At 69.2% G+C, this 22,599-nt stretch carries 21 protein-coding genes and 1 pseudogene; 10 read left to right on the forward strand and 12 right to left on the reverse strand.

The genetic code is table 11. The annotated features are described in order from the left end of the window. Positions 1 to 124: 124 nt before the first annotated feature. Positions 125 to 1,054: a DMT family transporter gene (locus L0977_RS23345; protein ID WP_234267331.1), complete on the forward strand. Its 930-nt coding sequence runs from the start codon at positions 125 to 127 to the stop codon at positions 1,052 to 1,054. Positions 1,055 to 1,057: 3 nt separating this feature from the next. Here L0977_RS23345 and L0977_RS23350 read toward each other — a convergent pair whose 3' ends face one another. The 6 genes from L0977_RS23350 to L0977_RS23375 all read right to left on the reverse strand — a co-directional run bounded on the left by L0977_RS23350 (position 1,058) and on the right by L0977_RS23375 (position 7,779). After that, the gene (locus tag L0977_RS23350) at positions 1,058 to 2,452 is read right to left on the reverse strand and encodes a GntP family permease (protein ID WP_234267332.1); all 1,395 of its coding nucleotides are present in this window, start codon (positions 2,450 to 2,452) and stop codon (positions 1,058 to 1,060) included. Between the two features lie 128 nt (positions 2,453 to 2,580). Then, positions 2,581 to 3,378 carry an SDR family oxidoreductase gene (locus L0977_RS23355; RefSeq protein WP_234267334.1) on the reverse strand — a complete coding sequence of 266 codons (798 nt, stop codon included), beginning with the start codon at positions 3,376 to 3,378 and terminating at the stop codon, positions 2,581 to 2,583. Positions 3,379 to 3,406: 28 nt separating this feature from the next. Beyond that, positions 3,407 to 4,354: a DMT family transporter gene (locus tag L0977_RS23360; protein WP_234267336.1), complete on the reverse strand. Its 948-nt coding sequence runs from the start codon at positions 4,352 to 4,354 to the stop codon at positions 3,407 to 3,409. Positions 4,355 to 4,418: 64 nt separating this feature from the next. After that, positions 4,419 to 5,156 (reverse strand): Crp/Fnr family transcriptional regulator, encoded by a 738-nt coding sequence (locus L0977_RS23365; protein ID WP_234267337.1) that lies wholly within the window; start codon positions 5,154 to 5,156, stop codon positions 4,419 to 4,421. A 5-nt stretch (positions 5,157 to 5,161) separates the two neighbouring features. Further along, entirely contained in the window at positions 5,162 to 6,982 is a 1,821-nt protein-coding gene (locus L0977_RS23370; RefSeq protein WP_234267338.1) for a GspE/PulE family protein, read from the reverse strand. Then, on the reverse strand, positions 6,979 to 7,779 hold the full coding sequence (locus L0977_RS23375) for a spermidine synthase (protein WP_234267339.1): 801 nt from the start codon (positions 7,777 to 7,779) through the stop codon (positions 6,979 to 6,981). The genes L0977_RS23370 and L0977_RS23375 overlap by 4 nt, the downstream gene beginning before the upstream one ends. A 141-nt stretch (positions 7,780 to 7,920) precedes the next feature. On the opposite strand from L0977_RS23375, the gene L0977_RS23380 reads away from it, so the two are divergent. After that, on the forward strand, positions 7,921 to 8,730 hold the full coding sequence (locus tag L0977_RS23380; protein ID WP_234267340.1) for a mechanosensitive ion channel family protein: 810 nt from the start codon (positions 7,921 to 7,923) through the stop codon (positions 8,728 to 8,730). A gap of 34 nt (positions 8,731 to 8,764) precedes the next feature. On the opposite strand, the gene L0977_RS23385 is transcribed toward L0977_RS23380, so the two are convergent. Together L0977_RS23385 and L0977_RS23390 are read right to left on the reverse strand one after the other, a co-directional pair. Further along, positions 8,765 to 9,262: a DNA-deoxyinosine glycosylase gene (locus tag L0977_RS23385; RefSeq protein ID WP_234267341.1), complete on the reverse strand. Its 498-nt coding sequence runs from the start codon at positions 9,260 to 9,262 to the stop codon at positions 8,765 to 8,767. Beyond that, the gene (locus L0977_RS23390; protein WP_234267342.1) at positions 9,259 to 10,107 is read right to left on the reverse strand and encodes a TatD family hydrolase; all 849 of its coding nucleotides are present in this window, start codon (positions 10,105 to 10,107) and stop codon (positions 9,259 to 9,261) included. The genes L0977_RS23385 and L0977_RS23390 overlap by 4 nt, the downstream gene beginning before the upstream one ends. 126 nt (positions 10,108 to 10,233) lie before the next feature. Here L0977_RS23390 and L0977_RS23395 point away from each other — a divergent pair, with 126 nt between their 5' ends. Beyond that, on the forward strand, positions 10,234 to 10,662 hold the full coding sequence (locus L0977_RS23395) for an META domain-containing protein (protein ID WP_234267343.1): 429 nt from the start codon (positions 10,234 to 10,236) through the stop codon (positions 10,660 to 10,662). Between the two features lie 85 nt (positions 10,663 to 10,747). Here L0977_RS23395 and lolD read toward each other — a convergent pair whose 3' ends face one another. Both lolD and L0977_RS23405 read right to left on the reverse strand, forming a co-directional pair. Further along, on the reverse strand, positions 10,748 to 11,422 hold the full coding sequence (lolD, locus tag L0977_RS23400; protein ID WP_234267344.1) for a lipoprotein-releasing ABC transporter ATP-binding protein LolD: 675 nt from the start codon (positions 11,420 to 11,422) through the stop codon (positions 10,748 to 10,750). A gap of 257 nt (positions 11,423 to 11,679) precedes the next feature. After that, complete coding sequence (locus L0977_RS23405) at positions 11,680 to 12,936, reverse strand: lipoprotein-releasing ABC transporter permease subunit (protein WP_234267345.1); 1,257 nt, start codon at positions 12,934 to 12,936, stop codon at positions 11,680 to 11,682. Between the two features lie 74 nt (positions 12,937 to 13,010). Between L0977_RS23405 and L0977_RS23410 the strand changes: the two genes are divergently transcribed. Together L0977_RS23410 and recJ are read left to right on the forward strand one after the other, a co-directional pair. Further along, positions 13,011 to 13,955, forward strand: a complete 945-nt coding sequence (locus L0977_RS23410) for a hypothetical protein (protein ID WP_234267346.1) — start codon at positions 13,011 to 13,013, stop codon at positions 13,953 to 13,955. A 10-nt stretch (positions 13,956 to 13,965) separates the two neighbouring features. After that, the gene (gene recJ / locus L0977_RS23415; RefSeq protein WP_234267347.1) at positions 13,966 to 15,786 is read left to right on the forward strand and encodes a single-stranded-DNA-specific exonuclease RecJ; all 1,821 of its coding nucleotides are present in this window, start codon (positions 13,966 to 13,968) and stop codon (positions 15,784 to 15,786) included. Positions 15,787 to 15,791: 5 nt separating this feature from the next. Here the strand turns inward: recJ and L0977_RS23420 are convergent, their stop codons facing one another. Both L0977_RS23420 and L0977_RS23425 read right to left on the reverse strand, forming a co-directional pair. Further along, on the reverse strand, positions 15,792 to 16,535 hold the full coding sequence (locus L0977_RS23420) for a LytR/AlgR family response regulator transcription factor (protein WP_234267348.1): 744 nt from the start codon (positions 16,533 to 16,535) through the stop codon (positions 15,792 to 15,794). A 33-nt stretch (positions 16,536 to 16,568) separates the two neighbouring features. Next, entirely contained in the window at positions 16,569 to 17,636 is a 1,068-nt protein-coding gene (locus L0977_RS23425) for a sensor histidine kinase (protein WP_234267349.1), read from the reverse strand. Positions 17,637 to 17,733: 97 nt separating this feature from the next. Here L0977_RS23425 and argH point away from each other — a divergent pair, with 97 nt between their 5' ends. The 5 genes and pseudogenes from argH to L0977_RS25645 all read left to right on the forward strand — a co-directional run. Beyond that, positions 17,734 to 19,185, forward strand: coding sequence for an argininosuccinate lyase (argH, locus tag L0977_RS23430; RefSeq protein WP_234267350.1), 1,452 nt, complete (start codon positions 17,734 to 17,736; stop codon positions 19,183 to 19,185). 29 nt (positions 19,186 to 19,214) lie between these two features. After that, positions 19,215 to 20,102, forward strand: a complete 888-nt coding sequence (locus tag L0977_RS23435) for a LysR substrate-binding domain-containing protein (protein WP_234267351.1) — start codon at positions 19,215 to 19,217, stop codon at positions 20,100 to 20,102. Between the two features lie 129 nt (positions 20,103 to 20,231). Then, positions 20,232 to 21,386: a mandelate racemase/muconate lactonizing enzyme family protein gene (locus L0977_RS23440; protein WP_234267352.1), complete on the forward strand. Its 1,155-nt coding sequence runs from the start codon at positions 20,232 to 20,234 to the stop codon at positions 21,384 to 21,386. A 49-nt stretch (positions 21,387 to 21,435) separates the two neighbouring features. Then, a complete protein-coding gene (locus L0977_RS23445) occupies positions 21,436 to 22,434 on the forward strand; it encodes a Bug family tripartite tricarboxylate transporter substrate binding protein (protein WP_234267353.1) in 999 nt (332 codons plus the stop codon). A 43-nt stretch (positions 22,435 to 22,477) separates the two neighbouring features. Then, positions 22,478 to 22,599 (forward strand): annotated as a pseudogene (locus L0977_RS25645) (L-lactate dehydrogenase); the annotation flags it as partial.

Here is a 22,599-nt window from a genome sequence, read left to right on the forward strand (position 1 = left end):
TCACGGCAGCCCGGAACACCCGGACATCGCCCCCGATGCTGCCATGAATCCGCTGCCGGCCGCGTCGGCTGGCAGCGGCATCCCCAGAAGCCCGGAGGGCTTGTGCAGGTGGTTACAGTTGGGCATGACTTCGAGTGCCCGACTGACACCCGCCACCATCGCCCTGTTGCTGGTGCCGCCCCTGATGTGGGCCGGCAACGCGGTGGTCGGGCGGATGATGTACCAGACCATCCCCCCCATCACGTTCAATTTCGTACGCTGGGTGCTGGCGGGACTGCTGCTGCTGCCGCTGGCGGGCTGGGTGCTCCGGCCAGGCAGCGGCCTGTGGGCACACCGGCGCCGCTTCGCCCTGCTGGGTCTGCTGGGCGTCGGCCTCTACAACACCTTGCAATACCTGGCGCTGAAAACGTCGACCCCCCTCAACGTGACGCTGGTCGCCGCCAGCATTCCCGTCTGGATGATGCTGGTCGGGCGCCTGTGCTACCAGGTGCCGATCTCGCGGCGGGCCGTGGCCGGTGCCTTGCTGTCGTTCTGCGGGGTGGTGGTGGTGCTGACACGCGGCCAACTGGTGCAGCTGGATGCCATCCGCTTCGTGCCGGGCGATGGCTGGATTCTGCTGGCCACGCTGGCCTGGGCCTTCTACAGCTGGCTGCTGGTGCGCCCGCCGGCAGGTGGTTACCCGGCCCACATCCAAGGCGACTGGGCGGCCTTCCTGCTGGCGCAGATCGCCTTTGGCCTGTGCTGGTCCGGCCTGATGACCACCGGCGAATGGCTGTGGCCACAGGGCGATGGCGCCCCGCCTGCCATCCAGTGGGGCTGGCCTCTGGTACTCGCCCTGGTGTATGTGGCCACCGGTCCTTCGCTGCTCGCGTACCGCTGCTGGGGCCTGGGCATCGCGCGCGTGGGCCCTACCGTGGCCAGCTTCTTCAACAATCTGACCCCACTGTTCGCCGCCCTGATGTCGGCCCTGATGCTGGGCGACATGCCCCGCCCCTACCATGCGGTCGGGTTCATCCTCATCGTGGGCGGCATTCTGGTGAGTTCGCGGCGCTGATCCTCAGAAACTGCCGAACAGGCTGCCCAGGGTGATCACCAGCGCCAGCGCCGGCAAAGGAAACAGGATGGTCACGACCGCGATGTCGGCGTACGACTGGCGGTGGTTGAGCTTGCAGATCGACAGCAGCGTGATGATGGCGCCGCAGTGAGGCAAGGTGTCCATGCCACCGGCAGCCATCACGGCCACGCGGTGCAGCAACTCCGGGCCAATGCCCACCTGTTGCGCCATCTGCAGATAGTCGGCGCCCAGTGTCTGCAGCGCAATGCTCAGGCCCCCCGATGACGAGCCGGTGATGCCCGCCAGCACGTTCATGGCGATGGCCTCGGAGATCAGCGGGTTGTGGGGCGACACGTTGAGCACCGCGTCGCGGATGACGACAAAGCCGGCCATGCTGGCGATCACGGCACCGTAACCCACTTCCGAAGCGGTGTTGAACAGGGGCAGCATGAAGCCGAACACGCCCTGGTTCACCGTGTCCTTCAGGTTCGTCCAGTGGCGCAGGCGCAGCACGATCAATGCGGCACAGGCCACCATCAACGCGATGATGAGCGCCCACAGGCCCATCTGCTTGGACGGGCTCAGCGCCGGGAAGCGCTCGGTCATGAACGCCAGATCCAGGCGCGGAAACACCCCGTAGGTGAACACGGCGTTCACACCGATGACCAGCAGCAGCGGCAGCAAAGCCACCCACAGCGGAATCTCGGTGTGGCGGGCCTGGGCCAGGGCGCTGCCCTGCACATCGTTTTCGTCCTTGTGCTGGCCATACCCTTCACCAGCCCGGCGCGCGGCCGCCGCGCGCCGCTGCAGCCACAGCATGCCGGCGGCAAAGATGCACACCGAAGCGATGAGGCCCAAGCCCGGTGCAGCGAACACGTTGGTGCCGAAGTACGGGATGGGGATCGCGTTCTGGATCGCGGGCGAACCGGGCAGCGCCGTCATCGTGAAGGTGAACGAGCCCAGCGCGATGGTGGCCGGAATCAGCCGCTTGGGAATGTTGGCCGACTCGAACAGGCTGCGCGCGATCGGGTAGATGGCAAACGCCACCACGAACAGCGACACCCCGCCATAGGTGAGCAGCGCGCAGGCCAGCACCACGGTCAGGATGGCGTGGCGTTCGCCCACGCTGCGCACGATCGCCATGGCCAGCGTGTAAGCCGCCCCCGAATCGGCCATGAGACGACCGAACAGCGCGCCCAGCAGGAAGATCGGCAGGTACTGAATGACGTAATTGCCCAGGGCCGACATGAAGGTGCTGGTGTACAGCGGCAGCAGGAAGGCGCTGTCGCCCGACAGCAGCACAGCGACCGCCGCCATCAGCGGCGCGAGCAGCAGCACGGTCACGCCCCGGTAGGCGAGCACCATGAGCAGCAGGAGAGAAACCAGGATAGCCAGCATCGTGCGCAGAAAAAATGGCTTTCGCCACTACAAAAAAAAGAGCTCGAATCTAACGCAGTTTGTGGCTTTTGGTCGCATTACCCGGCCATCTCTCAGGAGCACGCCGTCAATGCCCCCGAGTGCGGAGCTCAGAACGTGCCCGGGTACAGCCCGCCGTCGGGCAGGATGTTCTGGCCGTTGATGTAGGCCGCATGCACGCTGCACAGGAAGGCACAGATGGCGCCGAACTCCTGCGGCGTGCCAAAGCGCTTGGCCGGTATCTGCGCTTCCTGCTGGGCCCGCACGGTGTCCACGGGTTGGCCGCTCTTGCTGGCCGCGCCCGCAATGGTGCCGCGCAGGCGGTCGGTGTCGAACTTGCCCGGCAGCAGGTTGTTGAGGGTCACGCCCCGGGCGGCGATGGCGCTGCGCGCCGCGCCAGCCACAAAACCGGTCAGCCCGCTGCGCGCGCCGTTGGACAGGCCCAGGATGTCGATGGGCGCCTTGACCGCGCTGCTGGTGATGTTGACGATGCGTCCGAACCCGCGCGCGGCCATGCCGTCCACGGTCGCCTTGATCAGCTCGATCGGGGTGAGCATGTTGGCGTCCACCGCGCGGATCCAGGCATCACGGTCCCAGTCGCGAAAGTCGCCCGGCGGTGGACCGCCGGCGTTGGTGACCACGATGTCGAAGTCGGTTCCCGGACCGCCGGGTGCGGCAAACACCGCAGCCCGGCCTTCGGGTGTGGTGATGTCTGCGGCCACGGCGACCACCTGCACGCCCGGCGCCGCACGGCGCAGACCGCTGGCCGCAGCCTCCAGCGTTTCGGCACCGCGAGCCACCATCACCACGTTCACGCCTTCGGCGGCCAGAGCGCTCGCACAACCCCAGCCAAGCCCTTTGCTGGCACCGCCCACCAGCGCCCATTTGCCTTTGATGCCCAGATCCATGATGCGGCCTCCTTGCCGTTCTTGACAGTCAGCGGCCCGCGGCCGGCCGGCCGAAACGGGTCACCAGAAACACCCCGGCCACCACCAGCACGGTGCCGGCCACGATCCACCCCGTGAAGGGTTCGTCCAGCAGCAGCACCCCCATGGCGATGGTCGACATGGGGCCGATCATGCCGGTCTGGGCCGTGAGCCCCGGACCGATGCGCTCGATGGCCATCATCACCATGACCACGGGTGCGAAAGTGCAGGCGGTGGCGTTCAGCAGCGACAGCCAGATGACCTCCGGCGCCACCTCCGCCGCCGACAGGGGCCGCAGCAGCACGAACTGCAGCAGGCACAGCACGCAGGCCACCACCGTGGCCAGGCTCACCAGCCGCATGGAGCCCAGGCGCTTGACCATTTCGCCGCTGTAGACCAGATAGATGGCATAGCTGATGGCGCTGCCGAACACCAGCAGGGCCCCCAGGGCCGCGTCGCGCCCCATGCCCGCCAGCGCCTCGTGCCCGAAGACCAGCAGCACGCCCCCGTAACTGACCGCCATCGCCACGCCCTGCATGAGTCCGATGCGGCGCCGGTAGAGCACCCAGCCCAGCAGCAAGACCAGCGTGGGGTTGAGATAGAGAATCAGCCGCTCCAGGCTGGCGCTGATGTACTGCAGGCCCCAGAAATCGAGAAAGCTCGCGAGGTAATAACCGGTCACACCCAGACCGAGAATGCCCAGCCAGTCGCGCTGCGTCAAAGGCGCCAGCTTGGGCGTCTGGTGCCGCGTGGCCCACCAGGCCAGCCCGAGGAACAGCGGCAGCGCAAACAGCATGCGGTACATGATGAGGGTGACCGCATCGACCCCGTAGCGGTAGGCCAGCTTGACGATGATGGCCTTGCCGGAAAAGGCGATGGAACCGGCCGAAGCGAGCAGCAGACCGGCGGCGAGATGTGGGTGGGCAGCAGAGCCCGAAGGCGCGGAAGAGGCGGACATCCAGCCGATTATCGGCAGCCCTCAACGTTTCCGCTGTCGTTTTCCGCGAGGGGCACCTTCGCCCTCAGTCTTTGGGCGAGGCCAGGCGCTGCGTGTCCACGATGCGGTAACTGCGCCCAACTCGGTCCATCGGCTCGATCAGGCCCTCGCGCACAAAGGCGTTCAGCGTGCGGCTGACGGTTTCGAGCTTGAGGTCGAGCATGGCCCCCATGTCCTCGCGCGAAAACAGATGCGCGGTGGAGGGGTCTTCCACCGATCGCATCTTGAGCAACAACCCCGCCACGCGCTGGCGCGCGGTGCCGAAGTTCAGCTCGGCCAGCCAGTCGTCGGCCTCCTTCAGGCTGCGGTGCCAGCGTTCCAGCAGGCGCTGGTGCAGGCGCGGTGTCTCGCGATCGAGGCGCTGCACCACCTGCAGCGGCAGCCGGCACATGCGCGCTGCGGTCAGCGCCACCGCTTCGGCCTCGTAGGCCGACGACATCAGCGCTTCGAGCCCGATCACGTCGCCCGCGCGCAGCACCCGCACGATGCGCTGGCGCCCGTCGATGGTGTTGCGCACCAGCTTGATCATTCCCGAGCGCACGGAATAGAGCGACGTGGCGGTTTCGCCGATGCGCACCACCGTCTGCCCGGGTGCGAACTCGAGGTCGTCGATGGGCGCGTGAATGAGGTTGAAGTCGTCGTCATGCAGGTCGGCGAACAGCACGATGTCGCGAATGCCGCAGTTGCGGCAGTCGGCCGTGCCGCGCCAGGCGGAGTCGGTCCGGGCAGACGGGGTGTCGGGGGTGCGCTGGGGATCGTTCATGGCGCTCAACCCAAAACCGGCGGGGTACTCGCCAGCACTTCGTCCAGCGTGGTGCGCCCTTCGGCGACACGTGCGGCACCGCCCAGGCGCAGCGGTCGCATGCCGTCGGCCACCGCCTGCCGGCGCAGTGCTTCCAGCTTGGGTTCGCGGCTGACCTTGTCCTTGAACGCCTCGGTCACGACCAGCAGTTCGTACAGACCCATGCGGCCGCGGAAGCCCGTCATGCGGCAATCGACGCAGCCCACGGGGCGGAAGGGCTTGTAGCCGCCGCTGACCTGCCAGGGCTTGACCAGCTCTTCCAGCGCCGCCCGCGACGCGGCCTGGCTGGCCTCGTCCTCGCGTTCGCGGCAGGCCGGGCACAGGGTGCGCACCAGGCGCTGCGCCAGCACCCCCAGCACCGTGGCGTTGATCAGGTAGGGGGGCACGCCCAGTTCCATCAATCGCATGATGGCGCTGGGCGCGTCGTTGGTGTGCAGCGTGGTGAACACCAGGTGGCCGGTCAGCGCGGCCTGCACGGCCATTTCGGCGGTGGCCAGGTCGCGGATTTCGCCGACCATGATGATGTCCGGATCCTGACGCATCAGCGCGCGCAGGCCTTGCGCGAAATCGAGCTCCAGGTGCGGCTGCACCTGGGTCTGGTTGAAGGACGGCTCGATCATCTCGATCGGGTCCTCCACGGTCGAGACGTTCACCTCTTCCGTGGCCAGGCGCTTGAGCGTGGCGTACAGCGTGGTGGTCTTGCCCGAGCCCGTGGGGCCGGTCACCAGCACGATGCCGTGCGGCTGGCGCATGAGCTGTTCCCAGCGCTGCGCGTCGCTGGGCGGGAAGCCCAGCGCGGCCAGGTCCTTGGTGGTGGAGTCCGGGTCGAAAATGCGCATCACCAGCTTTTCGCCAAAAGCGGTCGGCAACGTCGACAGGCGCATTTCCACCTCGTCACCGCGCGCGCCATTGCGGCCCGGGCGCAGCGTTTTGATGCGGCCGTCCTGCGGCCGACGGCGCTCAACCACGTCCATGCGGCCCAGCAACTTGATGCGCGCGGTCATGGCGTTGAGCACGCTCATCGGCACCTGGTAGACGGGGTGCAGCACACCGTCGATGCGGAAGCGGATCACGCCCTGCTCGCGGCGCGGCTCCAGATGGATGTCGCTCGCGCGCTGGTCGAAGGCGTACTGCCAGAGCCAGTCGACCACCTGCACCACGCCCTGGTCGTTGGCGTCGAGCTGCTTGTTGCTCTTGCCCAGCTCGACCAGTTGCTCGAAGCTGGCCATGGCGTTCTGGCCACCGCTCTTGCTGGCCGCACGCACCGACCTGGCCAGCGCAAAAAACTCGCCCGTGTAGCGTTTGATGTCTTCGGGGCTGGCCAGCGCCAGCCGCACGCTCTTGCGCGTCTGGCGCTCGACCTCGGGCACCCAGTCACGCACAAAGGGTTCGCTGGTCGCCACCGTCACCTCGGCCGGGCCCACCTGCACCGGCAGCACGTGGTGGCGCTCGGCGTAAGCGGCGCTCATCACGTCCGCCACCCGGGCCACGTCGACCTTGAGCGGGTCGATGCGCACATAGACCAGCCCGCAGCGCGGCGCCAGCCATTCGGTAAGTGCCTCGATGTCGAGCACCGTGCCATCAGGCCGGCACACACCCACCACGGCCAGCCGCTGCAACGGGTGCAACGTGCTCTGGGCCGACGCGCAGCGCGCCACCGTGCGCGCCGCCTCTTCGGCCGTGATCAGCCCGTCCTCTCGCATCCAGCCCACCAGGGTGCGCCAGTCCAGCGGACCGGTGGTCACGGCGCCGGTTTGCGCCGGCTCGGCAGATAGATTCGTCGTCATGCAGCCCCCTCGACCGGCTTGAAGATGCGCAGCCACTTCACCGCCGGCAGGCGCCAGCGTGACTGGATGACCTCGGCCCGCGCCAACAGTTCCATGCGGGAGGGCCGGTCGGGCGTGCGCTGCGCCAGCACGATGGTGTTGCCTTCGCGCGTCGGGCGGAACGCCCAGACGGCCGCCTCGCCAAACGCCTGGGCAATGGCCTGCAGCGAACGGGCGAAGCTGGCGTCGCGCCCGAAGAGGTTGACCGTCATCACCCCGTCTTCGGTCAGCAACGCGCGGCAATCGGCATAGAACTCGGGGCTGTCCAGCACCGGCGCGGCGGCCTCGTGGTCGTACAGGTCCACCTGCAGCGCATCGATCCGGCCGGCATGGGCCGGGTTGCGGATCTCCAGGCCGGCGTCGGCCAGCAGCACCCGCAACCGGGCGCCGTCGGGCGGCAGCTTGAACCAGGTGCGGCACACCGCGAGCACCTGCGGATTGATCTCGATGGCCGTGGTTTCCGTGCGCAGCAGCTTGTGGTGGAACTTGGTCAGCGCGGCCGACCCCAGGCCGAGCTGCATGGCCCGGCGCCGGGGCACGCTGGCCGGGTCGACGAAGAGCAGCCAGGCCATCATGCGCTGCACGTACTCGAGTTCGATAGCGAACGGGTCGTCGATCAGCATCGACCCCTGGATCCATTCGGTGCCCAGGTGCAGGAAGCGCACCTCACCGTCTTCCGACACCGTCACCGGTGGCAACGCATCCAGGGTGCGCGAAGGCGACCGGACACGGGAAGAAGGCGATACCGTTTTCGACATGAAAGACCCAGAAAGGCAACAAAACACCACAGATCAGCGCAATTTCACACGCAAACGCCCTGGGACCGAGGGGCTCGGCGCCACGGGCAGCGAGCGCGCCAGATACTCCCCGGCATCGCTGAACAGCCACAAGGGCTCATTATGAACACGGAAGTGATCTGGAATTTTCTGACGACGCAGGGGGCTGACTTCGGCCTCAAGATCCTGGGCGCGATCGCGGCCTGGGTGATCGGCCGCTGGCTGATCGGGCTGGCCGTGCGCCTCATCGGCGGTGCGCTCGAAAGAGGCCGCAAGATCGACGCCACCCTGATCCAGTACCTCAAATCCATCATCTCGGTGGGTCTGACGCTGGTGCTGGTGCTGGCCATCCTGGACATCTTCGGCATCAAGACCACGTCGTTCGCCGCGTTGCTGGCCGGCGCGGGCCTGGCCATCGGTGCCGCCTGGAGCGGCATGCTGGGCAATTTCGCGGCGGGGCTGTTCCTGCAGGTGCTGCGCCCCTACAAGGTGGGCGACTTCATCAACGCAGGCGGTGTGACCGGCACGGTCAGGGAACTGGGCCTGTTCGCCACCACCATCCTGACCATGGACAACGTGCTGACCGTGGTGGGCAACAACAAGGTGTTCTCGGACAACATCCAGAACTACAGCGCCGAACCCTTCCGCCGCGTCGACTGCGTGGCCAAGGTGGCCAACGGCGTGGACGTACAGGACGCCATCGCGCGCCTGCGCCCGGTGATCGCCGCGATCGCCCATGTGCGCGATACGCCGGCTCCCGACATCGAAATCCTGCAGTTCACGCCCGAAGGCCCGCTGCTGTGCGTGCGCCCCTACACCCACACCGACCACTACTGGCAGGTGTACTTCGACACGCACAAGGCCATCGTGGCCACCTTCGGCGCCGCCGGTTACCCGGTACCGGAAACCCCGGTGGCGCACCGCACGGTCTGACCTGCCTGGCGCCCGCTCCGTGCGGGCGCGCCGCTCAGCCCAGCAGCCCTGTCGCTTCGAACACCGCCTGCCAGGCCTGGCGCTTGCGCTCGAAGCTCCAGCTCGCGTTGGCCGGGCTGGTGGACGGCAGGCGGTACACCGGCAGGCCCAGCGCCCGGGTGTGCCGCGCGTGGCGGAAGCTTTCGCCGCCGTTGTGCGCAATGGCCTGCAGGCGCGGGCATTCGCGCTGCAGCCGGCCCCAGTCGTTGAGCTCGGCATGGCGGATGTCCGCATCCAGGCTGCCTTCGCGCTCGCAGGCGGCGTACACGTCCCAGATGCCCAGGCCGCGCGAGCGCACCGCGTCGAGCCGGTGTGCATAGGTCAGGGCCACCAGATCGGTGGCCCACAGCGCCGACAGGATCTTCCAGAACTGGTTCTGCGGGTGGCCGTAGTACTGCTGCGCGCGCAGCGAAGCCACGCCGGGAAAACTGCCCAACACCAGCAGACGGGTGTCCGGCCCAATGACCGGCGCCAGACCGACCAGGCGCGTCATGCGCCGCGCTCCGGCAAGGCCGCCAGGCGCGGCAGGGCGGCCAACGCATTGGCGGTGGTGGCCTGCGCCAGCGCCTCGGGCGCCATGGCACGCAACCCGGCCAGCACCGCCCCGATGCGCGGCAACTCGGCCGGGGTGTTCAGCCCCTGTGGCCGGCCAGCGGCACGTTCGGCGGCCGTGGCATAGAGCCACTGGGGCGGAATGTCGGGCGCATCGGTTTCGAGCACCAGCGCCTCCAGCGGCAGGGCCGCAGCCAGCGCCCGCAGGCGCAGGGCCGGCTCGAAGGTGGCCGCTCCGCCGAAACCGAGCCGGAAACCCAGTGCCAGAAAGGCCTGCGCCTGCGCCGGGCTGCCGTTGAACGCATGGGCAATGCCGCCGCCCGTGGGCAGCTCGCGAAGGTGCTTGAGCAGCCCGTCGACGCTGCGCCGGCAGTGCAGGATGACCGGCAGCCCATGCTTGCGCGCCAGTTTCAGTTGCGCGCGGTAGAAGCGTTCCTGGCGCGCCCGCATCGCGGGCTCGGTCAGCGCCGGCACAAAAAAATCGAGGCCGATCTCGCCCACGGCCACCAGCCGGGGATCGTCCCGGTACGCCGTCAGTTCAGCGTCCAGGGCGTCCAGGTCCTGCTCATCAGCTTGCGGCACGTAAAGGGGATGGATGCCGAGGGCATAGGCATCGCCCAGCTCGTGCGCCAGTTGCCGCACGGCGGCGAAGTGGCGGCGCTCGACCGCCGGGATCACGCAGCGCGACACGCCCAGCGCGCGCGCGGCTTCCCGCGCCTGCCGCGCCAGCGCATGGCCGTCGCCGAATTCGGGGGCATCCAGATGGCAGTGTGTGTCGATCCACATGGTCGGCAAGGCAAAGTGCGGCGGCCGCCGCTCCAGCGGGTTAAGCTCGGTCAGGCATTCTGCCCGGTTGCCCGGCCCCGCCAACGTGTGGGGTTGACCCACCAGGCCCGTTCACGGAGGAAGATCATGAAGACCCGCACCCACCTGCTGCCCGCCCTGCTCGCCGCTGCCGCCCTGACGGCCTCCTGCGCCACCCCGCCGCCAGCATCGGTGGTGTGGGGCTCCGAATGGCAGTTGCAGGCGCTGGGCGATCAGCCCGTGCTGCACCGTCCCCTGGCCACGCTGAACTTTCCCGAACCGGGCCGGATCGCGGGCAACGGCTCGTGCAACCGCTTTTTCGGCAGCGCCAGCATCGACGGCGCCAATCTCCGGATCGAACAGACCGGCATGACGCGCATGGCCTGCGCCGAGCCCGTGAACGCCCAGGAAATGCACTACATGAAGGCCCTGACAGCGGCCCAGCGCTTCGAGCTGCTGGGCGATGTGCTGCTGATCCACAGCAGCGCCCTGGACAAGCCCTTGCGCTTCGTGAAGCCGGGCATCCGGGACGAGTGACCCGCTGGCCTCCCAGGTGGAGGAGCGCCAGCCCCCCCGGCCCTGCCCGGGCGGTTCGCTGACCGGTTGCCGGCGTTCCTGGCCGTCAGGCCAGCACACCGGCCTTGAGGCGAAGCACCCGGCCGCAGCGGGCGGCCAGGCTCTCGTCGTGGGTCACCACCACGAAGGCCGTGCCCTGGTCGCGGGCCAGTTGCATCATCAGGTCGAACACCCCGTCGGCGGTGCCGCGGTCGAGGTTGCCCGTGGGCTCGTCGGCCAGCACGCAGGCCGGCCGGGTGACCAGCGCACGCGCGATCGCCACGCGTTGGCGCTCGCCTCCCGACAGCTCGGCCGGCCGGTGCGCCAGCCGGCTGGCCAGGCCCACACGGGCCAGCATGTCTTCGGCCTGACGCGCCGCCTCGGCGCGGTCGGTGCGACGGATCCACAGCGGCATGGCAACGTTGTCGCGCGCGCTGAACTCCGGCAGCAGATGGTGGAACTGGTAGACGAAACCCAGATGCTGGTTGCGCAGCGCGCCCTGCTGCGCCGCGTTCAAGTCCGACAGGCGCTGACCCTGGAGCTGCACAGAGCCGGTGGTCGGTGCGTCCAGCCCGCCCAGCACATGCAGCAGCGTGCTCTTGCCGGAGCCGGAGGCGCCAACGATGGCCACGGTTTCACCGCGGCGCACGGCCAGGTCCACGCCACCGAGCACGGTCACATCGAGCCGGCCTTCGGTAAAGCGCTTGGTCAGGCCCGTGGCCTGCAGAACGAGGTCATTCATGAAACAGAGCTTTCCTTCAGCGGAGCGGGGTACCGCCCGCCCTGCGACCGCGGCCGGCGACAGCCGCGACAGAACCTGACGGCCGGCATGCCGGCGCCTGGATGCCCGCCTTCGCGGGCATGACGGGCACACAACGCCCGTGCCCGGCAAAACGGCGGAGCGAGGAGGCAGACGATCCAGCAGCACCGAGCCACCCCAAGGCAGGTGCAGCCCCCCCGGGGGGCAGCGACCCGCGCCAGCGGCGGAGCGTGGGGGCCTCATTCATACCGCAGCGCCTCGGCCGGGTTCACGCGGCTGGCGCGCCAGCTCGGGTACAGCGTAGCCACGAAGGCCAGTGCCAGCGAGATCAGCGCGATGGGCACGATGTCGCCCTGCTGCGGGTCGCTGGGCATGCGGCTGATGACATAGATGTCCTTGGGCAGGAAGCTGGCCCCCAGCAGGTGTTCGAGCGCCGGCACGATGGTGTCGATGTTGAACGCGATGCCCAGGCCCAGCAGCAGGCCCAGACCGGTGCCGATCACGCCCACAGCCGCGCCCTGCACCATGAAAATGCCCATGATGCTGCGCGGGCTGGCACCCAGGGTGCGCAGGATGGCGATGTCGGCGCGCTTGTCGGTCACGGTCATCACCAGCGTGGACACGAGGTTGAACGCCGCCACAGCCACGATCAGCGTGAGGATGATGAACATCATGCGTTTTTCGAGCTGCACGGCTGCGAACCAGGTGCGGTTCTGGCGCGTCCAGTCGCGCACCAGCAGGCCCGGGTCGAGCTTGGCAGCCAGCTCCAGCGCGACCTCGCGCGCCTCGTGCAGGTTGCGGATCTTCACGCGCACCCCGGTCGGCCCTTCCACGCGGAAGATGCGGGCCGCGTCCTGCTCGTGCAGCAGGGCCAGCGCCGAGTCGTATTCGTAGTGGCCGGAATCGAAGGTGCCCACCACCGTCATCTGGCGGATGCGCGGAACCACGCCGGCCGGCGTGACCTGGCCGCTGGGAGCGATCAGCGTCACGCTGTCGCCCACGCCCACCCCCAGACTGCGCGCCAGCTCGCCACCCAGGATGACGCCGAATGCGCCCGGCACCAGCCGCGGCAGCACGGTCTGCGACAGGTCGGCCGCCAGCTCGGTGACCTGGGGCTCCTGCGCCGGGTCGATGCCGCGCACCATCGCGCCCTTCATGTCCTCGCCACGGGCGATCAGCGCCTGGGCGCCCACGAACGGGGCCGCGCCCACCACCGCGGGGTGGCTGCGCACGCGGGCCAGCACCTCATTCAGCTGCGGCACGGCCTGGCCGCCGGGTTCGAAGATCTCGATGTGCGAGAGCACCCCCAGCATGCGGTCGCGCACCTCTTTCTGGAAGCCGTTCATCACCGACAGCACGATGATGAGCGCCGCCACCCCCAGCGCGATGCCGAGCATGGAAATGAGCGAGATGAAGGAAATGAAGCCGTCCCGGCGGGACGCGCGGCCGGCGCGGGTATAGCGCCAGCCCAGAAGAAGTTCGTAAGGGGTTTGCATGAGCAGGTTCCAGCCGGGCGATTGTGGCATCCCCGACAATGCTGCTCTGACCGTCCGCCCACCTCTCCGGTTCCGTGATCCCCCACCTGCTCATTCCCCATGCCGCCGCCCGCGACCAGCACGACCAGTCCCTGTGGCCGGCGCAGGTGCCGCGCGAACTGCCCCACCTGAGCGCGCTGCTGCCCCTGATGTCGGTGGCCGAGCAGGTGGATGCCGGCCCCGAATGCCCGTCCATGCCCTACGAACTGGCGCTGGCCGCCCTGCTGGGCCTGCCGGCCAGCGAAGGCCAGATCCCCTGGGCCGCCCTGGAAACCCGCACCACCGGCCAGCCCTGCGGCTGGATCCGCCCCTGCCACCTGCAGGTCGGCAGCGACCAGGTCCGGCTGGGGGCCCCGGAACAGCTGGACCTGCAGGAAGCCGAGTCGCGCGCGCTGTTCGAAGCGGCCCAGCCCTACTTCGAAGAAGACGGCATCGCGCTGCGCTACGTCATGCCCCACGCCTGGCTGGCGACGGGGGAACCCCTGCGCGGGCTGACCACCTGGTCGCTGGACCGCCTGGCGGGCCGGCCCATCACGCCGGCGGTGTTGCATTTCAGCGGCCATCCCGAGGCCCTGCGCTGGCGCCGCCTGCAAAACGAGATGCAGATGCTGTTCTACGCCCACCGCGTGAACGACGACCGCCAGCAACGCCGCCTGCCGCTGATCAACGCCCTCTGGGTCACGGGCGCCGGCTTGCTGGAGGCCTTGCCCCCACCGGCACCGCAGGTGCAGGTCGAAAACCGCCTGCAGGCCAGTGCCCTGGCGCTGGATGCCCGCGCCTACGTCGACGCCTGGCAGGCGGTCGACGGCGACAGCGTGGCCCGCCTGCTGGCCGAGGCCCGCCGCGGCACACCGGTCCGCCTCACCCTGGCGGGCGAGCAGCGCGCCATCACCCTGGTGGCCTCGCGCGCCTCGGCCTGGCAGCGCCTGACCCGCCTGTTCGCCTCCCGGCCTTCACTGGCCCTGCTGGACACGCTCTGAACGACACCGCATGAAGATCATCACCCGCGATGTACCCCCCCGCGCCGCCTGGGCGCTTGAACAGGGCGGCCTGCACCCGCTGCTGGCGCGCCTGTTCGCCGCGCGCGGCATCACCGACAAGGCCCAACTGGACGACGCGCTCGCCCTGCTGCTGCCGCCCGGCACCCTGCTCCATGCGCAGACCGCCGCCCGGCAACTGGCCGACGCCCTGCAGGCGGGCCAGCGCGTGTGCATCGTGGCCGACTACGACTGCGACGGTGCCACCGCGTGCGCGGTCGCCGTGCGTGGCCTGCGCCTGCTGGGTGCGCCGCTGGGCTGGGACCGCGTGGACTACCTCGTACCCGACCGCGTGACCGACGGCTACGGCCTCACGCCCGCCATCGCCGAGCGCGTGAAGCAGCGCGGCGCCGACTGGCTGGTGACCGTGGACAACGGCATCGCCAGCGTGGCCGGGGTGCAGGCGGCGCAGGCACTCGGCCTGCAGGTGCTGATCACCGACCACCACCTGCCCGCCGTGGTTGACGGCGCCATCACCCTGCCCACGGGCTGCACCATCGTCAACCCCAACCAGCCCGGCTGCGGCTTCGAGAGCAAGTCCATCGCCGGCGTGGGCGTGATGTTCTACGTGCTGCTGGCGCTGCGCGCGGAACTGCGCGAGCGCGGGGTGTTCGATGCCCGCCCCGCCGCCGGGCCGTCCCAAGGCGAGGCCGCCCCTTCGGGGGGCAGCGAACCACGCGAAGCAGGAAGCGTGGGGGCGCGTGTTCTGCAGCCCAAGATCGACACCCTGCTGCCCCTGGTCGCGCTCGGCACCGTAGCCGACGTGGTGAAGCTCGACGCCAACAACCGCCGCCTGGTCGCGCAAGGCCTGCGCCGCATCCGCGCGGGCGCCATGCCCCCCGGCATGGCCGCGCTGTTCGCCGTGGCCGCCCGCCAGCCGGCCAAGGCCAGCAGCTTCGACTTCGGCTTCGCGCTGGGCCCGCGCCTGAACGCCGCAGGCCGCCTGGCCGACATGACACTGGGCATCGAGTGCCTGATCACCGACGATCCCGGCCGCGCCGACGAACTGGCGCGCACGCTCGACGGCATCAACCGCGACCGCAAGGCCATCGAGGGCGAGATGCGCGAACAGGCGCTGATGATCGTGGAAGAACTGTTCGACGAATCGGAGGAGCCGCCGCCGGCCATCACCGTGTTCGACCCCGACTTCCACGAAGGGGTGGTCGGCATCGTGGCCTCGCGCCTGAAGGACAAACTGCACCGGCCCACCTTCGTGTTCGCCGCCAGCGGCGCCGAAGGCAAGGAGCACGAACTCAAGGGTTCAGGCCGCTCCATTCCCGGCTTCCACCTGCGCGACGCGCTGGACCTCATGGCCAAACGCCACCCGGGCGTGCTGCTGAAGTTCGGCGGCCACGCCATGGCCGCCGGCTGCACCATCAGCGAAGAGCACATCGACACCTTCGAGCAAGCCTTTGCCCAGGTCGCGCACGAATGGCTGGACGCGGCCACGCTGCAGCGCCGGCTCGAAGCCGATGGTGCGCTGGACAAACAGTACCGCCGCCCCGACCTGGTGGACACCCTGCACCAGGAGGTGTGGGGCCAGGGTTTTGCGCCGCCCGTGTTCTGCGAAGAGGTGCAGGTGCTCAGCCAGCGGCTGGTGGGCGAAAAGCACCTGTCGGTCAAGCTCAAGCACCAGGGCGACGCGGTGGACGGCATCTGGTTCGGCCACACCGAACCGCTGCCGGAGCGCGTGAAGATCGCCTACCGGCTCGACGCGGACGAATGGCAGGGCCAGCGCCGCGTGCGCTTTCTGATCGAGGCGGCCGAAGGCTGAACGACTCAGCCCAGCAGGGCTTCGCGCACCGCCGCCAGTTGACGGCGGGAGATCGACAGGCGCTCGTCCACACCATCGAGACGCACCGCCCAGCCTTCGCCCTCGGTCGGGTCGTTGACCTTCTCGACCGCACGCACGCACCGGCGCGCAACCAGCGCATTGCGGTGCACGCGCACGAAGAGGTGGCCGTAGCGCTGCTCCAGGTCGCTCAGTGCGCCGTCGTAGATGTGCTCTTTGTCCGCAGTGCGCACCGTGATGTATTTGAGCTCGGCCTTGAGGTAGAGCACATCGTCCAGGGGCACCCGCTCGCTGCGGCCACGCTCCTGGATCACCAGGCAATCCTGCGCCGACACCGCCGCTGCCGGCACTTCCACGACCGAGCGCGCGCGCAGCACCTTCTGCAACGCCTGCTGCAGGCGCTCCAGCCGCACCGGCTTGGTCAGGTAATCGGCCGCCTCCAGATCGAAGGCTTCCACCGCGTGTTCGGCATGGGCGGTCACGAACACGACCGCAGGCGCCGGCGACACGCGCCGCAGATGGGCACCCAGCGCGATGCCGTCCATGCCCGGCATGTGCACGTCGAGCAGCACCAGGTCGGCCGGCTGCCGCTGCAACTGCTCCATCGCCTGCACGGCGTTGCCCGCTTCCGCGACGACCTCCGCACGCGGATCGGTGCAATCACCCAGCAGGGTGCGCAGGCGGGACCGCGCCAGCGGTTCGTCGTCCACGATCAGTACCTTCAGTGTCATGGGTGCTCCGTCGCGAATGCCGTTGGTTCCCGTTTATACCGGGATTTCGAGGCGAACCTGAAACACACCGTCCACCATGCCGCTCTGGAAGCGTCCCTCCAGATCGTGCAGCAATTGCAGACGCTGCCGCACATTGTCCAGCGCCAGGCCGTTGCCGCGTGCGCCGCTGCCGGCGGGCACGGTGTTGGTCACCTTGATCACCACGACACCGGCGCGGCGTTCGGTGCGGATGCGCACCACGGCGCCCGTGGGACTGGGTTCGACCCCGTGCTTGACCGCGTTCTCCACCAGCGGCTGCAGGATCAGCGGCGGCAACCGGGCGCCGCTGGCGGTCTCGTCGATCTGCCACTCCACCTGCAGGCGGTCACCGAACCGCACCTGTTCGATTGCCAGGTAATGCCGCGCCAGTTCCAGCTCTTCGTCCAGGCGGCGGTTTTCGCCCGCATCCACCAGCGCATGGCGGAACAGCTCGCTGAGGTCTTCGAGCAGGCGCTCGGCCTTGGCCGGCTCTTCCCGCACCAGCGCGATGGCGCTGTTGAGCGAATTGAACAGAAAGTGTGGGCGGATGCGGGCCTGCAGCTCGGCCAGCCGCGCCGTGGCACCGGCCGGCATGCGTGCCCGCTCACGCCACATCAGCGACGCCACCAGCACGGCCGATACCAGCGCCCCGGCCGCGGCGCTGCCCAGCCATGGCGCCGGACTGAGCATGCCCGTCCAGTAGAGCATGGCGCAGCCGTACAGGCCGGCCAGCGCACCCAGCGTGATCGCGACCGCCCACTGCAGGCGGCGCGGCAAGCGGTCCAGCGGGCGCTTGAGCGCACACACCACCAGCAGCCAGATCACGGTGGACGGCTGTACCGCGCCCGTGAGCACCACCACCCCGCTGAACCACGCGGCCGCACCGCGCAGTTCGAACAGCGAAGCCACCAACACCACCGCCTGCACAAACAGCACCGTGCGCAGCACCACCCCCACCTGGCAGGTGTTGAACACCAGCGCGCGGGAAGCGGCCGCCTCCCGGCTGGCGGTACCCGCCCGCGCACGGCGCGTGGCCGTCGGCGGCAGTTCCTGGAAGGTCGATAAAATCCGGGAATCCTTCATGGGTCCTTCTGAGCGTGGGCCTGGCGCCGCACCCGCGACCCCGACTCCCTTTTCCTGACACAGCCTACCCGACCGGTGCACCGCGCCGGGCCTTGCCATGACCTCCAACCAACTCGACAAAAAAGCCGAAGCCTGGTCCGCCCTATTCTCGGAGCCCATGAGCGAGCTGGTCAAGCGCTACACCGCCAGCGTGTTCTTCGACAAACGCCTGTGGCTGGCCGACATCACCGGCAGTCTCGCCCACGCCGAGATGCTGGCGGCGCAGGGCATCATCGGCGCCGGTGACCTGGCCGACATTCAACGCGGCATGGCGCAGATCCGCAGCGAGATCGAGGCCGGCAGCTTCGAATGGAAGCTCGACCTCGAAGACGTGCATCTGAACATCGAGGCGCGCCTGACCCAACTGGTGGGCGACGCCGGCAAGCGCCTGCACACCGGCCGCAGCCGCAACGACCAGGTCGCCACCGACGTGCGCCTGTGGCTGCGCGACGAAATCGACCTCATCAGCGACCTGCTCAAGGAACTGCAGATCGCGCTGGTCGATGTGGCCGAACAGAACGTCGAGGTCATCCTGCCCGGCTTCACCCACCTGCAGGTGGCGCAGCCGGTGAGCTTCGCGCACCACCTGCTGGCCTATGTGGAAATGTTCAGCCGCGACGCCGAGCGCATGGCCGACGTGCGCCGCCGCACCAACCGCCTGCCGCTGGGCAGTGCCGCGCTGGCCGGCACCACCTACCCGCTGGACCGCGAGCGCGTGGCGAAGACCCTGGGCATGGTGGACGAGAACGGGTCCCCCGTGGTGTGCCAGAACAGCCTGGACGGTGTGAGCGACCGCGACTTCGCGATCGAGTTCACCGCCGCCGCCAGCCTGTGCATGGTGCACGTCAGCCGCTTCTCTGAAGAGCTGATCCTGTGGATGAGCCAGAACTTCGGCTTCGTGAAGATCGCCGACCGCTTCACCACCGGCAGTTCCATCATGCCGCAGAAGAAGAACCCCGACGTGCCCGAACTGGCGCGCGGCAAGACCGGCCGCGTGGTCGGCCACCTGATGGGCCTGATCACCCTGATGAAGGGCCAGCCCCTGGCCTACAACAAGGACAACCAGGAAGACAAGGAGCCGCTGTTCGATACCGTCGACACGCTCAAGGACACGCTGCGCATCTTTGCCGAGATGGTGGGCGGCCAGCTCAACCCCGCCACCGGCGCCAAAGAAGGCGGCATCACGGTCAATGCGGCCGCCATGGAAGCGGCGGCCAACAAGGGTTACGCCACCGCCACCGATCTGGCCGACTACCTGGTCAAGAAGGGCCTGCCCTTCCGCGACGCGCACGAGACCGTGGCCCACGCCGTCAAGGCGGCCACGTCGCACAACTGCGACCTGTCCGAGCTGCCCCTGACCGTGCTGCAGGGCTTCCACCCGGACATCGGCAAAGACGTGTTCGACGTACTCAGCCTGCGCGGCAGCCTCAACGCCCGCAACACGCTGGGCGGCACCGCACCGGCCCAGGTGACGGCGCAGATCGCCCGCCACCGGACCCGGCTGGGCTGACACCTGCACCGGCAGGCGGCGCCCTCCGCATGCAGGAGTCCATCGATCTCGGCACCTTGCGCGTGGTGGTCGCAGCGGCCGACCACGGCTCGATCAGTGCCGCCAGCGAGCGCCTGCAGCTCGCGGTGGCCGCCGCCAGTTCGCGCATCACCGCACTCGAAGAGTCGCTCGGGTTCCGCATCTTCGAACGCTCCTCGCGGGGGGTGCAGCTCACCCCCGCCGGGCAGATGCTGGTGCAGCGCGCACGCGCCCTGTTGACCGACGCCGACCGGCTGGCCCAGCACCTCCAGGGCTACAGCCAGGGGCTGCAAGGCCAGGTGCGTGTGCTGGCCAACACCTCGGCGCTGCTGGAAGTGCTGCCCCAGCGCCTGCAGCGCTTCATGACCGAACACCCGCTGATCCGCATCGACATCGAGGAACGCGGCAGCCCCGAGATCCCGCTGGCGCTGCTCGAAGGGCGCGCCGATTTCGGTGTGGTCGACCTGCCGGTGCCCCCGGCGGGCCTGGCGTTCACCCCGTTCTTCCACGACACCCTGGTGCTGCTGGCTCCGGCCACGCACCCGCTCGCGCAGCGTCGCCGCCTGCGCCTGGCCGACGCGCTGGACGAGCCGTTCATCACGCTCAGCGGCGGCACCGCACTGTCCAACCGGCTGATGGCCTCGGCCGCCGAAGTCGGTCGTCCGCTGAACGTGCGCATGCGCATGCGGGGGTTTGACGCCGTCTGCCGCATGGTCGCGGCCGGTCTGGGCGTCGGCGTGCTGCCGCTGGAAGCGATTGCCCCACAACTGGCGCACCTGCCCGTGACGGCCATCCCGCTGGCCGATGCCTGGGCCCAGCGCCAGCACAGCCTGGCCACCCGCGCCGGCGTGCCGCTGTCGCCCGCCGCCGCCACGCTGCTGCAGGCCCTCACGCGCTGACCGGCCGGCTTTCGCGTTTGGCGAAAGCGGCCTTTGGCAGAGGTCATTGCCCCGTCCGCCAGGGGCTTCCTACACTGCGCCGTCCCCCTTCCCAACCACCCGCCGCCCCCACGCGGCGCAGGAGACCCCATGAAGATTGCCCGCGTCTGGGCCACGCCGTTGCACCTGCCTGTGGAAGTGAATGCCACCGGCCGGACCAAGACCACCAGCCTGTCCGTCTGCCTCGTCTCGGTCGAAACCGACACCGGTCTGGTCGGCACCGGCATGACCGCCATCACCGAAGAGGAGGTCATCGGCAGCATCGTCAACGACATCGCCGCCCACCACCTGGTGGGGCTGGACCCGTTGCGCCACGAGCAGATCTGGGAGCGCCTCTACTGGCTGCTCACGCCCCGCGGGCAGTCGGGCTATGCGAGCCACGCCATCGCCGCCATCGATCTGGCGCTGTGGGACCTCAAGGGCCAGGCGTTGGGCCAGCCCTGCTGGCGCCTGCTCGGCGGCGCGCGCGCCGAAGTCCCGGTGTACGCGACTTTCGGCTTTGCCTTTTTCGACCGCGACGAGCTCGCGGCGGCCGCGCTCGACTGGGTGGGCCGCGGCTTCACGCGCCTGAAAATGACCGTCGGCCACCACGCGCTGCAGCGGCGCGACGAGCCCCGGCCGCTCGACGCGGTGATCGCGGAGGACGTGCAGCGCATCCGCGCCGTGCGCGAGGCGGTCGGGCCCGACGTGCAGCTCTACATCGACGCCAACTGCAGCCTGGACTATTTCCACGCGCTGAGCCTGGCCCGCCAGGTCGAGCCCTATGGCATCAGCTTCTTCGAAGAACCGGTGTCGCACAACGACATCCCCAACCTGGTGAAGCTGCGCGGCAAAACCGATATCCCCCTGGCCGCCGGGCAGAACGAGGGCCTGGCCACCCGGTTCCGCGACATGCTGGTGGCCCAGGCGGTCGACGTGGTGCAGCCCAACGCCTGCATCAGCGGCGGGTTCACCCAATGCACCCGCATCGCCGGCATGGCCGCCGCCTTCAACACCCGTTTTGCCAACGGCGGCGCCTGGCCCCACCACAACATGCACCTGCACGCGGGGCTGGCCAACGGCTCGCTCGTGGAATACCACTCGGTGGCCGTGCAGTGCTGCGAACTGGTGTTCGACAACCTGCCCAAACCCGTGGCAGGCACGCTCCACCTGAGTGAGCAACCCGGGCTGGGTTTCCGACCCGACCCCGGGCGGCTCGCCGAACTGGCACGACGACCAGGGTCACGAGGGGCAGGCAAAGCCTGACCTGCCGCCGCCCCTGCCACGATCACGACAACAAACACCGGAGACAAGCATGCACCACCCCCAGCCCCCCTTCTCGGCGGACCGCCGCCACGCCCTGATCACCGCCTTGCTGGCCACCGTGGGCAGCGCCACCACGCCCCTGGCCTGGTCACAGGACTGGCCCAGCCGCCCCGTGCGGCTGGTCGTCGGCTACTCGGCCGGCGGCGGCGTCGACGCCATGGCACGCCTGGTCGCGCCGCGCCTGTCGGAGCTGCTGGGCCAGCAGGTGATCGTGGAAAACCGCACCGGGGCTGCCGGCCTGATCGCGGGCGACACCGTCGCGCGCGCCGCGCCGGATGGCTACACGCTGATGCTCGGCGACAGCTCGTTGTTCATCGCGCAGCACCTGCAGTCGCGCATGAGCTTCGATCCGCTCAAGGCCTTCACCCCGGTGGCCAGCCTGTTCACGCTGCCGCTGATCATCGTCACCCACAACGACTTTCCGGCCCGGACGCCGGCCGAATTTGTCGCCACCCTGAAAAAGAACCCGGGCCGCTATTCGTACGCCACCTCCGGCGTGGGCACCGTGCACCACCTCGGTTTCGAAATGCTCAAGGGCCGCACGGGCTCCTTCGTGCTGCACATCCCGTACCGCGGCGCCTCGCAGATCGTGCCCGACGTGATGAGCGGCCAGGTGCCCATCGGCGTGGTCAGCGCGGCCTCGGCCATCGCCCAGGCACGGGCCGGCCGGCTGCGGGCCCTGGCGGTGATGAACCCGGTCAGGCTGTCCGGCGGCGAAGACATTCCCGCGCTGTCCGACGCGGTGCCGGGCTTCTCCGCCGTGCCACGGCTGTACGTGCTGGCCCCGACCGGCACGCCCGCGCCCATCGTCGAGCGGCTGAGCGAATCGCTGCGCAAAGTCATGGCCGCCCCCGACATCGCGCAGGTCGCGGCCCAGCAGGGTGCCGTGCCGGCCTACATGCCGGCCGCGGCCCTGGCCACCGACCTGGGGCGCGAATCGGCCGAATGGGGCAAGGTCATCCGCGAACAGAAGATTTCCGCGCAATGAGCGCGTGCCACCCGGTGCCCGGCCACCAGCGGGAGAGCCCCCCGTGCCCGTGATGACGAACATCGAAGACCTGCGCCGCCTGGCCCGGAAACGCGTGCCGCGCATGTTCTACGACTACGCCGACTCCGGCTCCTGGACCGAAAGCACCTACCGCGCCAACGAGAG

This window comes from Hydrogenophaga sp. NFH-34, from assembly GCF_021401345.1.
Lineage (GTDB): Bacteria > Pseudomonadota > Gammaproteobacteria > Burkholderiales > Burkholderiaceae_C > Hydrogenophaga > Hydrogenophaga electricum.